The organism is Ktedonobacter sp. SOSP1-85, from assembly GCF_016587415.1.
GTDB lineage: Bacteria > Chloroflexota > Ktedonobacteria > Ktedonobacterales > Ktedonobacteraceae > Ktedonobacter.
Window position 1 is genome coordinate 1,420,240 of the sequence record NZ_BNJI01000003.1, and the last position, 12,931, is coordinate 1,433,170.

The 12,931-nt window shown below is 52.1% G+C and carries 11 protein-coding genes and 1 pseudogene; 3 read left to right on the plus strand and 9 right to left on the minus strand.

Annotation, left to right across the window (positions count from 1 at the left end):
• Positions 1 to 210 precede the first annotated feature (210 nt).
• Both KTE_RS44240 and KTE_RS44245 read right to left on the minus strand, forming a co-directional pair.
• Complete coding sequence (locus tag KTE_RS44240) at positions 211 to 2,694, minus strand: DUF4132 domain-containing protein (RefSeq protein ID WP_201393529.1); 2,484 nt, start codon at positions 2,692 to 2,694, stop codon at positions 211 to 213.
• Between the two features lie 5 nt (positions 2,695 to 2,699).
• Positions 2,700 to 3,089, minus strand: coding sequence for a MoaD/ThiS family protein (locus tag KTE_RS44245; protein ID WP_201393531.1), 390 nt, complete (start codon positions 3,087 to 3,089; stop codon positions 2,700 to 2,702).
• 281 nt (positions 3,090 to 3,370) lie between these two features.
• Between KTE_RS44245 and KTE_RS44250 the strand changes: the two genes are divergently transcribed.
• Positions 3,371 to 4,099, plus strand: coding sequence for an HAD family phosphatase (locus KTE_RS44250; RefSeq protein WP_201393533.1), 729 nt, complete (start codon positions 3,371 to 3,373; stop codon positions 4,097 to 4,099).
• Positions 4,100 to 4,162: 63 nt separating this feature from the next.
• Here the strand turns inward: KTE_RS44250 and KTE_RS50350 are convergent.
• Positions 4,163 to 4,670, minus strand: a pseudogene (locus KTE_RS50350) (GNAT family N-acetyltransferase).
• Between the two features lie 148 nt (positions 4,671 to 4,818).
• On the opposite strand from KTE_RS50350, the gene KTE_RS44265 reads away from it, so the two are divergent.
• On the plus strand, positions 4,819 to 5,370 hold the full coding sequence (locus KTE_RS44265) for a hypothetical protein (protein WP_201393539.1): 552 nt from the start codon (positions 4,819 to 4,821) through the stop codon (positions 5,368 to 5,370).
• A gap of 13 nt (positions 5,371 to 5,383) precedes the next feature.
• Here KTE_RS44265 and KTE_RS44270 read toward each other — a convergent pair whose 3' ends face one another.
• The 5 genes from KTE_RS44270 to KTE_RS44290 form a co-directional block, all read right to left on the minus strand.
• On the minus strand, positions 5,384 to 6,073 hold the full coding sequence (locus KTE_RS44270; RefSeq protein ID WP_201393541.1) for an NUDIX hydrolase: 690 nt from the start codon (positions 6,071 to 6,073) through the stop codon (positions 5,384 to 5,386).
• 88 nt (positions 6,074 to 6,161) lie between these two features.
• Entirely contained in the window at positions 6,162 to 7,076 is a 915-nt protein-coding gene (locus tag KTE_RS44275) for a serine/threonine-protein kinase (RefSeq protein WP_201393543.1), read from the minus strand.
• Between the two features lie 172 nt (positions 7,077 to 7,248).
• Entirely contained in the window at positions 7,249 to 8,073 is an 825-nt protein-coding gene (locus KTE_RS44280; RefSeq protein WP_201393545.1) for a hypothetical protein, read from the minus strand.
• A 145-nt stretch (positions 8,074 to 8,218) separates the two neighbouring features.
• A complete protein-coding gene (gene ppsA, locus KTE_RS44285; RefSeq protein ID WP_201393547.1) occupies positions 8,219 to 10,858 on the minus strand; it encodes a phosphoenolpyruvate synthase in 2,640 nt (879 codons plus the stop codon).
• Between the two features lie 59 nt (positions 10,859 to 10,917).
• Positions 10,918 to 11,610, minus strand: coding sequence for a TetR/AcrR family transcriptional regulator (locus KTE_RS44290; protein WP_201393549.1), 693 nt, complete (start codon positions 11,608 to 11,610; stop codon positions 10,918 to 10,920).
• A 90-nt stretch (positions 11,611 to 11,700) separates the two neighbouring features.
• Between KTE_RS44290 and KTE_RS49190 the strand changes: the two genes are divergently transcribed.
• Positions 11,701 to 11,835 (plus strand): hypothetical protein, encoded by a 135-nt coding sequence (locus KTE_RS49190; protein WP_255553073.1) that lies wholly within the window; start codon positions 11,701 to 11,703, stop codon positions 11,833 to 11,835.
• A 200-nt stretch (positions 11,836 to 12,035) separates the two neighbouring features.
• On the opposite strand, the gene KTE_RS44295 is transcribed toward KTE_RS49190, so the two are convergent.
• Positions 12,036 to 12,872 carry an LLM class flavin-dependent oxidoreductase gene (locus KTE_RS44295; protein WP_201393551.1) on the minus strand — a complete coding sequence of 279 codons (837 nt, stop codon included), beginning with the start codon at positions 12,870 to 12,872 and terminating at the stop codon, positions 12,036 to 12,038.
• Positions 12,873 to 12,931 lie beyond the last annotated feature (59 nt).

Consider the following 12,931-nt stretch of genomic DNA (forward strand, 5'->3'; position numbering starts at 1 on the left):
AGTTTCAGAAAGAGAACTCATCCCGAATTTTGCAAAAGGATACTACGAAGTCGAAGAAAACGCTGCTTTTCTTCGACTTCGTGGTATCTGGGAGAGCAGCTTCTTTTATCGGTATCTTGTAAATTATCTTACACTAAGGCTGGACGAGGATGACTGCAAAACATACGTTGTTAGAGTGGACTCCTCAATTGCGCTAACTTTCTAGAGATCTTACGACAATGTGATTTTGCGTTTGCCGATCTGGCTAGTGATGGTTGGGTCAGTAATTTTTGTATCTTCCGCAAGCAGAAAGGCTTTGGAGAGGATGATGGCAAGGACCGTATCTCCCTCGAAAGGGAGGTAAAGATCCTGAGTCGTACCTACGCTGCGGCCGGGCACAATGCAGAGATATTGATCATTGGGCTCCATAAGGATGTTCCCCGATCCGAGATGAATCTTGTAGGTACGCAGGTCACCATGTACTTTGAGGAAGCGGCCTTCGATGTGACAACGCTGAGCAAGTGAGAGCCGAGGAATGAGACGTTCCAGAATCTGTTTGCGCGTCTCAGCAGTTGCGGAGAGTTCGCCAAAGCTGTAAGACTGCCAGTAGTCTCGATACTGTCCCTCTGGTCCGCCATCTTGCCAGGTGGGATCGTTGCCAACACTGGCGACGCCAACGAAGAGATCGATGTCGCGCAGCACTTCAGAGAAGACCAGGGGTGGTACCTGATCCAGCGCGAGGGGGACCGCTGTATCATCCCCACGCCAGGAGTTGGAAATGTAGCCACCACCGCTGGCATGCGCGTAGTTCTCAGGAGCGTCTATCTCGTAAAAGCGCACTTGATCGGTTGTGAGATAGAGGTAGGTGCCAGTGTCGTTGACATCCGTTTCGTAATTGTCGCTTGCCCCTTCGACCCAGAATTCAGCGCGTAATCCCCAATGCGACAGTGAAAGCGTTGCCGGTGGATAAGAGTCATCGACTGCCAGACGTAACTTGTTACGCCAGCCACGCCCAATTGCCAGGGAGTTGAACTGGTGCTGGCGTAGGATATGGGCCGCGAAGCGGTTCGAGTAGACGCGGGTGTTGCGTTCAGCGTCGGTGAGCAGATACACTTCCCGATGAGCCTGCTTGAAAGGCTGTGTGATCGTATGCTGTTCAAGCCACTCGCGCCAGGCCAGGACTTCTTCAGCAGTGGAAAAAACGGGATGCCAGAGCGTGACGATTGTTTCATCCGTAAGCTGCAATGGCTGATCATGCATATCCACCAAGTGTCCCTCATGCCAGATGCCAGTACATATCCGTTCTCCATCAGTGAAGCGCCAGATCAGGTGGCGTGCAATACTACCGACGAGAGGATGCTCCAGATAGCGTTTGCGCCATGTTGTGAGCGGCCAAGTACGTTCAATGAGAGGCAGGCGTTCAATGCGCTCACGCTGTGCAGTAAGCATATGAACCATGTCGTCGCTTAAGCGTTTGAGGTCTTTCAAGGCCTGCTTCTGATCGCGTTTCACATTGGCTGGTGCAGCTTTACATGGTTTCCCTGCTGCATTGAACCACTGAAGTTGTACGCGAGCTCCGACCACACGAAGCTCTACGGAGGCCTCGCCGATGAATACGCTCCTACAACCCTCTTGAAGCTCAAACGTGGGTACGGTTAGCTCCTCCATGTCTTCGCGGCTCATACTAGCTCGACGAGCGGCTTCATCTAACGCGGCCTCAATGCCTTTGAGGAACGTTGCTTGCTTGGTATTCAAGCGCACGCGTTCAAGCTGTGCGGCACCATCCAGTCCAGGCATGTTCTTGAGTGCATAGATACAGGCTCCCGCGACCCTGGGGGCGCGAGGACCAATGCCGGGTAGTTTACGATATCCCTCAATAGCGGCGTCTCCAAGGATCGCTGCCAGGTGCTCGTCTTCAAGTTCCATGCAACACCATGCTAACCCCTTGAGCAGGTTAGCATTCTCTTCTTCCAGCCGCTCGTCATACTTTTTGCAAAAAGCACCGATCCACTCACACAACAATTTTACACATGTTTCGTGCTCAAGCGGTTCGATATATCGTTTTGTCTCTGCAAGCCACTTGTTGGTAGGTGTGCTCCCATTGGCAGCAGCACAATGTTGCAGGAGTGCGAGCCAATGCTCTTGCGTTTGTGGCTCTATCTCGTGGAGTAACGGCTCAACCTGCTTCCCCCAGGCATCGGGACGCAAGGGGATGACTCGTTCTTGCTGACCTCCCAGGAGATCGTCAATGAGCTTAAGTTGACGGCGCTGATCAGCAGAGGAGTAATAACTGCTGACAGCTTCGCGCAAACCTTCAATGTGAGGACGACAGGCGGCTAGGATTTCAGGGTTTGCCAGGGGACGAGAGAGCGCACGCAACAAGGCCTGAGACGGCAGATAGTAGTGCCTATAATCTTGCTGGAGCATTCGAAGGAGCACCTGAGTATCTTCCAGAGTATAGGGAAGATGGCGTTTGCAAAGCTGGCTCAGCAAACCTTGCACCGCACGTTGAGCATGCCAACTATAGTGGTGATCATGCCTTGGTGGTTGTTCAAGTGCCACGCGTAGGACAGCGATTTGTAGTAGGGGGTTCGCTTGAAGAAGAGATCGTGCTGTCTCAAGTTCTGCTGGTTTCATGTCCCAGCTATAATTACGCTGATCAGCCTCATGATAAAAAGCTGTGAGGAGTTCGTGTGCCTGTGTTGTGTATGACATATTCTCTACCCTCCAACCAGAGGGACCAGCTTGAAAAACGTGACCTCACTCCCTGCATGCAACTCAATGAAGGTGTCCAGGTTCTCGACCTGCCTATCATTGACCAGGATGATGAACCCACGCCGTGAAAAGGCTTCAATGGCCTTCTCATACTGTGCTTGCCAATCGAGCTTGTGCATGCGTTGAAAACGATACCCATTCAATGTACGCTCAGTGTCGTTTGGCTGCACAAGCCCCTGAAAAGAGAGCGTCTGCTTCGCATTAAACTCAGTTACTTCCTGGTAGATGCGGCGACGAATCAGCTCACGTAGGGTGATGGTCTCATCCAATAGCTCAAGATTCCAGGTACGCTTTTGGCCAAGCATGGACTCATCGATGATGGTAACTTCGCCCATAGGATGAATAACTCACTTCCATTGTTTTACTCACCTTTTCTTTTTGAGCCCGCTCAAGCCGGAAAATTCTGCTTTTCTTGGAGGCGAAAGAGTCTATTGAGATGGGTAAAGGGATGTGGCACGGGCGATGCCCACGCCACATCCCCACATCCCTTTACCCCGGCGAGCCAGGATCCATCTAATGATGTTGTCCTGTCGATTTGCGTTGAGCCAGAAAGCGTGCGAACATAATAGAAGAGGTAGCCAGACCAAATTTATAAAGGATCACACAGAAAAAAATTATGAAAAATTATCAAGCAGCACTTTTTGATATGGATGGCGTTGTCGCGGATACCAATCAATCGGTTAGAGACTTCTGGTATATGCTGGCACGGCGCGAAAAGATCACACTGAGCGAAGAAGATTTTAAGCATCATATTTATGGTTGCCCGGCGGAGCACACCCTGACCAGGCTCTTCCCGCACATGAGTGCCGAGACAAGGCTGGCGATCCATGAAGATGTCATGGTTTACGAGCGCAACATGTATTACCAGGCCATGCCGGGTGTCGTCGACCTCCTGCGCGACTTTAAGCGCCAGGGGATTCTCACAGCACTCGTTACCAGCGGCAGGCGTTGGCGCGTCAATCTCGCTTTCCAGCATATTGGTATTAGCGAACTCTTCAACGCTATCGTGACCGTAGAGGATATCACTCACGGTAAGCCCGACCCCGAATGCTACCTTCTTGGAGCGCGCCTGCTTGGCAAAGCTGCCGAGGATTGCCTGGTCTTTGAAGACGCCGTCAGCGGCATCCGCGCTGGGTATGCCGCCGGCGCGACCTGCGTGGGTATCCAGGAAGACGCCGAGCGTGCCCAGGCTCTACGTGATGCCGGAGCCGCCCTCGTCGTTCCCGACTTCCGCTCTATGCATCTGGCCCCATCCAGTGTGAGCGATTTCAGCACCCTCGTCGTCCAGGCTGATGGCACCAAATACGCCCGCTTCACGCTACAAGCAGATCGCGTGCGTAGGTAACGCGCTACTGGCGTACGCGCCTACTGCTTGCCTGGATGTGTAGGCGCGTACGCCAGTAGCGGCCTATTGCTTATCAAGAGCGTAAAAGAGAGTTGGCAGGCCGTGTTCGTCCACGTCTTTATAGAGGAACTTCATCCCTAATTTCTCTACTACATGGATGGAAGCTGTGTTATTCGGGTCGATGGTTGCCAGGATGCGCTCCATGCCCCAGCGCTGAAAGCCTGTATCAAGCATACTGCGTGCGAACTCACTGGCGAAACCCTGGCTCCAGCAGGATGGTTTGAAGGCGTAGATGATCTCGACCTGGGGGATCTCCCGGTGGGTATACCAGGCCCCCAAAGCCGATTAGCTCGCCAGTCTTGCGCAACGTGATGGCAAAGCAGCCGTAGCCCTGTTTGGCGTAGTTAGCCTGCGATATACTTATCCACTGGCGCGTCTGCTCAGCGGTTAGCGGCTTATTATCTCCCATATACTGTGTTACCACTGGATCGGCGCATAGCGCGTAGAAGGTGTCAAAATCATCCTCGCGCAGATAGCGCACCGCCAGGCGCTCGGTCTCAAAGATGATCATTTCCGGAATCCCCTTAATTATGTAGAATTGTTATCTATCACACTTCAATTTATTGGCGCGCTTCTACACTATATCAGAGCTGTGTAAAAGCGGGCAAATGCGAGGCTGTTGAGAGCAGGCTATATATTTTTTGAGGAGAGACAACAGTATGACAATATTTGTTGAGAGTCATCGCCTCAGCCGTGAGACGATCAAACGTCGTCATGGCGAGGCGCAGGTTATCGATGTTACATCGCGTGGGGCTGATCCCTGGGTGCGCTTCAGCCCCTTCTATCCGCATGGCGATATTCCTGTGCCTTTCTCACCAGGATATACCAGTCAGAGCGTCGAGGGTGTCTGGCAGGGCTTGAAGGTTTTCGAGCAGGCTGGCGTTGATGTGAGTAAGTTTCGTATCGCCAATATGAAGGGCATCAAGCGCTCTGGTCGCAGCCTGGGCAGTGTGTTTGGGCATCGCGAGGGCGTGGATGGGGAGCGCCTGCTGGGCTATCGCGAGGCACGCTCGGCCATCTACCTGCCCACCTATCGCTGGGTCCTGGAGAACAAGCTTCAGTCCGAACTTGAGATCCTGCGCCAGCTCTCCGCCCAGGCGAGTGCGATTCTTTTAGATTACGAGATTAATGCCAACATTGATGACCTGCGCCGCCCCCTCTCCCACGCCGCCCTCATCAAAGCGTACCTGGAGAACAACTGGCCTGAGTAATACTTGAATTATGCTAGAAAAGCCCTCTGGCTTTTGCATACGCGTACGCTGAGAGCGTCAGGCCATCTGTAATTTCATTGTCACGAATGAGGCGCTCAAATTCTGCTATTGGTACCACGTGTAATTCGGCAATGGCTTCATGCAGTTCTGCCTCGTGGTATGTTTCGATCTCTGCATAATAGAGTTTGTTAGATGTCGCACTCATTCCAGTATCACTATAGACTTCCCCTAAAAAGACGAGGCGTACTCCAGCGCCAGTTGCTCCAATCTCCTCGGCTAGCTCTCGCCTGGCATTTGCTTCACTTGACGATCCCTGCTCGCCAAATCCTCGCGGGACCTCTAAATGCCATGTGCGTGTTGCATGACGAAAATGACGCAGCAGCACTACGCGCCCCTGGCAGACTGGAAGGATAATGACACCTGGCGCTCCATCAGGATTCACAAAGCGTATATATGTGCCTAGAGAGCCATCGGGGAAGCGCACTGCATCACGCAGCAAAAGCAAATATTGATCTTGATAGACGATTCCCACCTTTGCCCACTCTGTTGGCAAATTATGCGCAGTCAGGCGCCTGGTCATCTCTGCTTCCGCCTGCTGTATTTTGTCTTCGTCCAGTAGGATTGTGAAGATTATGCCTGATGGATTCACGAATAGTTGAGGGTGCTTTTGGGCAAAGGTCAGATACTCTCTGTGCGTCATCATTTTTACCTTTATATAAAGGAGATCTTTTCATGCCTTGAGCATGCTATTTTCGTGTTGGTAGCAGTATAGTACAGGCTATTCCAGGGATTTAGAAGAGGCGAGGTCGCTTGAACTGGCGCAGGAGCTCGGGGCGTGGCGTCTCGGGAGGTGAGGGAAGCGCCTCCGGCAAATCTTGTTCGATGGCCCAGGTGAGCGCCTGGGCGAAGTCGTCGATGCTGGGGAAGCGCTTCTCGGGACTCTTGGCCAGGGACTTCATGACCACCTGCTCAATCAGGGGCGAGAGTGAGGGATTTTGGCTGCGCAATGGTGGGGGCGTATGGTGCAGGTGCTGCTCGACCATCTCATCGAAGGCGCCAGTAAAGGGTCGAGCGCCACAGAGCCACTCATACACGACCACGCCTAGAGCATACTGGTCGCTGGCGCGCCGTGGCCTGCCTAGAAGTTGTTCGGGTGCGCAATAGATCACAGTTCCCTCAAAATCATGCTGAATTGGCGCGATGGGATCGAGACTGTGCGAGACTACTGAGATGCCAAAGTCGCTTAATACAACTTCGTTGCGAGCGTTGAGCAGCATGTTTTGCGGCTTGAGGTCGCGATGGATAAGCTGCTGCCGGTGCAGATAGCTTAGGGCTTGCGCGAGCTGTTGGATATAGCGAATAACCGTGGCTGGAGGGACGAGGCTACCCCTGGCATGGCGCTCGCGCAGATTGCCATTGGGCATATAGTCCATGACGAGATAGGTAAAGTGGTCCCGTGTGCCGTAGTCGCGTACAGATACTATATGTGAATGTTGCAGGCGCTTGATGCGAGCGGCATGAACATAGAAGCGCGCCAGGTCGTCACCTGCGCGTTGCCCTGGGAGAATTTTTACTGCGACAGGAAGCTGCTGGCCTTCCCGTTGCGCGAGATAAATTTCTGAGCCATCGCCGCGCCCCAGGAATTTTAGCAAGCGGTAGCCATCGATATTTCGATCCAGGTCCTGCGTGTTCTCCGTAATTTGCATGTTCATCCCGTTGCTAAAGCCATTACCACCTATATATCTTCTATTCGATTTTATGTTACAACTGTTCAGCTGTCAATTGCTTAGTACGTTTGTGATGGGGATTTTATAGAAGGCGTTGAAGGGAGTGGAGGGCCAAGACCCTCCACTCCCTTCAACGCCTTCTATAGTATGCTTAGTTGGTGCGCTGGTGGACGAGGACGGAGCCGGTTGTGTTCTCAATGTGCAAGGTCGATTGAGTTGGCGATGTGCTTGAGGAGTCAAAATCGTTTTGCACCTGTCCCAGCATGGAGTCGACGCTGACATCAACGAGATCATCTTTGGAGAGAGTAGCTTCAATCGTGCCGGCGGTGGTCTTCATGGTGATGTTGCTTTGAGGAGCGACATCACCATCAAAGGTGACGGTGCCCGCGATGGTCTCTATCCAGGATGCACGGGTAAGGGTGGTCTGGTTGAGAATAATAGAACCGCCCTCGCTTTTGACGATTTGCTGGCCCGAGAGATTCTCTAGCGTGACAGAGCCAGCGGTATCCTGGATATTGGTGTCGCTCGTTTCGGGCGTGGTGATGTCAAGCTCCAGGAAGGTTGTCTCGCTGCTATAAGTGAGGTTGGAAGCCTCCTTCCTGGTCTCAGCCCGGTTGATGTATGAGGTAATCGTAATGGTATTACCTTGCTGTGAGTAATTGGCTTCGATGGTATCGCCGTGTGCGGTATGCTTCGTGCCCTTAATGATGATCTGTTGAGTAGGTCCGTTATGGATATGTATACTGGCGGCATCGCTCTGGATGGAGATTAAGGGGCGCCCAGAGACGGTATACATATCCTGCGAGACCTCTACATCCTGCTGATCATTGTAGAAAAAATGCGAGATCGTATCTTCACTGCATGCGTTCACGAGGAGCAAAAGCAGGCCCATGAAGAGCAGGAGCGAGCCAGCACGCGCCGAGGCATTGATCAGGCGCTTGCACGCAGCTTTATAGTTTGATAATAGAAGACACATCTACTTTATCTCCACCTTTTCCACCTGCACTGATACTCTCTCGAAGATAAGATTTGCCGAACATGTGTAGCGAGAGTATGCTTCACTCAAAATTATACTCCTGCATACAAATGTAGTTAATAATGACCTGATGAGCATTAGCATACTATTCCAGGATTTCCACATATCCTTTCGTTCCGTTTACCCGGATCCTTTGTCCGTCTTTAATCAGCTTGGTTGCATTTTCTACGCTCACGACCGCGGGAATACCGTACTCTCTGGCGATAACGGAGCCATGGGTCATCATCCCGCCTACTTCCGTCACCAGGCCTTTAATCGATACGAACAGCGCTGTCCAGCTGGGGTCGGTAAAGGCTGTGACCAGGATATCGCCCTCCTCAATGTCGGCCTCTTCCAGTTTTAAAACGATCCGTGCCCGTCCTTCAATGGTCCCTGAAGAAACAGGGACTCCTATCAAAGCGCCCTTGGGGAATGCGGCAGTGTCGTATTCACCGGTGATGATCTCACCATCAGATGTCATCACACGAGGAGGCGTCAATTTCCCAAAGACCTCGTAATCCCCTTTTCGCTTCGTGATGATACTGTAATCCAGTTGGTACGTGCTGGCAACCTTCCGCAGTTCCTCAAAGGTGAGATAATAGATATCCTCCGGCTCTTGAATCACTCTTTTCTGGACCAGCAGGGCAGCCTCTTTCTTTAAAGCCTGCTTATAAACATAAAAACGCTGCATAAGGGCATACTTGGGGTATTCCCGGAAGCCGACAAAATTGCGAAAAACGCTGATCATCTTCTTTGTCTTTTTCGCCTTGCGTTTGCCACCAGGCAGACATTCTACCCTGCTGATCAGCTCTTGTTCCTTCTGCTCTGCTTCCAGCCGTTTCTGCTCAAATATCGTCTTGTGGGAACCCGGCTCGAAATTCTTGACATTAGTGATGATCATGGGAATCAGCAACGTCGGCTTCTCAGCCCATCGTGTCCTGGTAATATCAATTTCTCCAGGGCCGCGCATGCCGTATTTTCTGAGATATGTCTGGATGGAATCACCAACGGCTTTGCCGCCTTCTAGCTTCTCCAACTCCTCAAAAAAGGTTTCATCGTCGGCATGTTGAAAATATTCCAGCACAGCCGGATATGGCCGGACAACGTCCGCCACGTCTAAAAGCTCAAGCCCCATTTCCGTGGTGACATTATTGGCTACCGCTTGAGAAAGGACATCGGTAATATTCTTTTCATCCAGCCATTTCTTCATGTTTTTGCTCAGCCAACTCGACGGATAGAATCCAACAATGCCCACGCCATAGTTGGCTAACACAATTGTCTTAAAGGCCTCATCCAAATCCTGCAAAATAAAATCGAACAGCTCGTCTCCTGATTTGCCGTTGATCCTCTGCGCTACATCCTGCGTCAGCGCGTCATTTTTCGCGATCATTTTTTGCATGAGACCCGCGTCATTTTTTCGATAGATTTTCATCGCCTGGAACAGCCCGGAAACCATCTGCCCGGTCGTGCCGCCGCTCAAGCCCAGTGTTGTCTTCCCACGGGGCAATGACTTGATATACTCCTTCCTTTTCAGGACGTTGGAGAGCGCTTTCTGGATCAACATGTCTACCGAACCGAGACCGTTGTTCACAAAAATCTTTCCTGCCACCGGCGAAGCAAGATCATGGGAGACGTCCATATACCACCTACCGCCAGCCTCGACCGCTGACGCACCAAGCTTGCTCAGCCACATCGGGGCAAAGGACAGGCCTAATGGTTTAAGGACATCTGTCATCATCTGCTGGTGACCGAGCGACATATAGACATGATTTTTCCCATCGCTCACATTCGGCACCGGATATAAGGTGGTAATGGGACGACTCTGAATGATATACAATTGACCTTCAGAAAGACACCATTCAATGTCCTGGGGGCGGCCAAAATACGCCTCGATCCTTCTGCCTGTTTGTTCAAGCTGTAACATCTGCTCGTCCGTCAGAGTTTGTTTGTTCTGCTGGTCAGGCTCCAATGGCTGTTCCTTCGTGCCTCCTTCTGTTAACGCATAGATTGCCAGCTTTTTCGTCGATATCTTCTTACTGACTATCTTGCCCTCTTGTACTTTATAAAGATCAGAATCCACCAGTCCGGAAACCAGCGCCTCGCCAAGGCCGAAGCTGGCATCGATGGATACCACCTTCCTGTTCGACGTGATCGGATCAGCTGTAAACAGAATCCCTGCTGCCTCTGGGAAAACCATTTTCTGGATGACGACAGACAGCTGGACCTTGTTGTGATCGAAACCGTTCTGCATGCGGTAAATCATCGCCCGGTCCGTAAAGAGGGACGCCCAGCACTTGCCGATGTGTTTCAGGATGGATTCCTTGCCTAGAATATTCAAATACGTATCCTGCTGGCCCGCAAAGGATGCCATCGGCAGATCCTCCGCTGTAGCACTGGAACGCACAGCATAGGCATTGTTCTCTCCCAGTTGTATAAGATGGCTGGTAACTGCTTCTTCAATATCTTTTGCAATTGCTGTTCCTTCGATGGCGCTGCGCATCTTTGCGCTGATTTCACGAATCCTTTCCCTGTCCTCCACCTGTAAAAGAGAGAGTTGCTCCAGCAGAGCATGAAACTCTGGTGTTTGTCCGATGATGCTTTTATATGCTTCGGTAGTGACGCAGAAGCCCTCCGGTACTCTTACCCCATCAATTCTGGAGAGTTCCCCCAGGTTGGCGCCTTTACCCCCGACCATCGCAAGCTTTGTTTTATCGATTTCCTGAAAGCCAAGTACATATGAGTTCATACATATTCTCCTCTGCATCTTTAACGTTTGGTGTGAATGAGAAAAGGGTCGCTCTCGAATCATGCGAGGAGAGCCTGCCAGCGCGAGAAATCTTCGCTCCAGGACTGCCGCAGGCACCCTGGCTTCATGCCCAGCACTCGCTCTAGCGCGTCAGCCGTCGCCTCGCCAAGCTGGACCAGCCGAGAGATGTCGGGATGCTCGCCCTCCTCCGCTAAGAGAAGTTCAACGGTGGCATATCCAAGATCTTCAATTATGGAGAGGATCATTCTCGCTGACTGATCAGGATAAGGAGTGGTGAACACGCCTTCGTCTGTTCCCTGCTGAATGATCTGTGAGAGCCAGGGAGCGAGTCGTTTGACACGGGCCAGGTAGAGTTTCTGGCGAAAGAGAGCGTTCTCATCGGCATACCAGACGCGCATAAACGCGAATACCAGGTCCAGGTTTTCTTGTTTGTGCTGGTTGAGCACGGCAAAGACGCGCAACAGTTTGTCCTGGGCGGCCATTTCGCGAGAAGACGCGATGGGAAGCACGAGTTGCTCGGCTTGCTCTCCAATGCGTTCCACCAGCGCCATCAGTAAGGCTTGCTTGGACTCAAAATAATGATAGAACGCGCCCCTGGAAATCTGGAGTGCCTCCAGGATATCCTGGGTCGTCATCTGCTCATAGCCTTTGGTCGTAATGTAACGCGCTGCCACATCCAAAATAGCGTTGCGCTTCTCGGCGTATTCGTGGACTTTGACACTTCGGGTCATCACATCTCTCTTTCTTAGACCGACAAACGGTTTATCTATAGAGAGAATATAGTTGACAGGAGAGCCGTTGTCAAGAGGCAAGTGAGGGGGATGGCAATCTCTAGTGGCGGCGCGCTGACACTGGGAATGGCGGAAGGGTTGGCCATGCTGGCCAATGGACAGTTTTTTCGGGGGACCAGTCAATTAGTACGTTCCCTGCTGAAGCCGGGAAAGGCTGTCAAATAAAGCTCATCAAGGAAGCTTGTGGGAAAAATTCGGACCTTTTTGCCCACAAATCAGGTAGGCCTCTCCAGTCAGAGCCAATCTAAGCGGAGTAGCCCTTGATTTCTATGGGTCAAGGGCTACTCTCATTCAGGGCAGTTCGACTCCTTCCTGCCTGCTCAAGTGCTCACCTTATTGCACAAAAAACTTATCACATTGGCTGGCTAGATGCGGATGGGCCCCTGCCTGATACGCGCGAGTGCTTGCGGTACGCTGGTATGCCACTCAATGCGCTCTTGCATCCAGGTAACGCCAGCATCTATATAAGCCTTGGCGATTGCGCGGTCCTTTTCGGGGTCCGTGCCTGTTTCAAGTGTGCTCGCGATGACATCAAAAGGTGCGTCATTGGTGCGATACTGCTGGATATATGCGCGAATCTCGCGATAATCCTCGGCGGCCAAGGCTTTATGCCAACAGATAGGATTGATGCCATCCCAGCGTGCTGCGCGTTGAAAGGGCTTCTTATGTGGCCACGTTCCTGCCAGCCAGATGGGGATGCGTGGCTGCTGAACTGGCCTGGGCAGGAAAACTTCTTCGTTGACCTGGTAGTGTTTGCCCGCGTAGCTGAATTGCTCGCCGCTCCAGAGCCCCAAAAGCACCTCCAAACCCTCATCGAGCATCTCGCCGTGGCGCTTGCTGTCTGCGGACTCTTGAAAGCCACTATACTCCTGGCGGCGGTCGGAGCCGATGCCCAGCCCCAGGATAACGCGTCCTTGCGAGAGGTGGTCAAGAGTGACGATCTCGCGAGCAAGCTTCCAGGGACGGCGGCGTGGCAAGGGAGTTACCAGCGAACCCAGTGTAATTTTGCTTGTTGTCATGACCATGGCGGCCAGCGCGATCCAGGGATCGGCTGTTGGCTCTACGAGGTTGCGGCCTGGATGGATGTGGTCCCAGATAAAAAAGCCATCCCAACCGGCAGCCTCTGCTTCCCGGGCCAGTTCCGCGAGCAAGCGGGGGTCGCTATAGGCGCCAAAGTTGGGGGCATTAAGCGCAAATTTCATGATGTAGATTGATCCTTTTCGCTTTTGCTATGCCTGTATTGTATGCCTGTTTACTGGTA

Coding starts and splice junctions, on each gene's coding strand:
- KTE_RS44240 (WP_201393529.1), bottom strand. CDS start 2,694: ATGTCATACACAACACAGGCACACGAACTCCTCACAGCTTTTTATCAT.
- KTE_RS44245 (WP_201393531.1), bottom strand. CDS start 3,089: ATGGGCGAAGTTACCATCATCGATGAGTCCATGCTTGGCCAAAAGCGT.
- KTE_RS44250 (WP_201393533.1), top strand. CDS start 3,371: ATGAAAAATTATCAAGCAGCACTTTTTGATATGGATGGCGTTGTCGCG.
- KTE_RS44265 (WP_201393539.1), top strand. CDS start 4,819: ATGACAATATTTGTTGAGAGTCATCGCCTCAGCCGTGAGACGATCAAA.
- KTE_RS44270 (WP_201393541.1), bottom strand. CDS start 6,073: ATGATGACGCACAGAGAGTATCTGACCTTTGCCCAAAAGCACCCTCAA.
- KTE_RS44275 (WP_201393543.1), bottom strand. CDS start 7,076: ATGCAAATTACGGAGAACACGCAGGACCTGGATCGAAATATCGATGGC.
- KTE_RS44280 (WP_201393545.1), bottom strand. CDS start 8,073: ATGTGTCTTCTATTATCAAACTATAAAGCTGCGTGCAAGCGCCTGATC.
- ppsA (WP_201393547.1), bottom strand. CDS start 10,858: ATGAACTCATATGTACTTGGCTTTCAGGAAATCGATAAAACAAAGCTT.
- KTE_RS44290 (WP_201393549.1), bottom strand. CDS start 11,610: ATGACCCGAAGTGTCAAAGTCCACGAATACGCCGAGAAGCGCAACGCT.
- KTE_RS49190 (WP_255553073.1), top strand. CDS start 11,701: ATGGCAATCTCTAGTGGCGGCGCGCTGACACTGGGAATGGCGGAAGGG.
- KTE_RS44295 (WP_201393551.1), bottom strand. CDS start 12,872: ATGAAATTTGCGCTTAATGCCCCCAACTTTGGCGCCTATAGCGACCCC.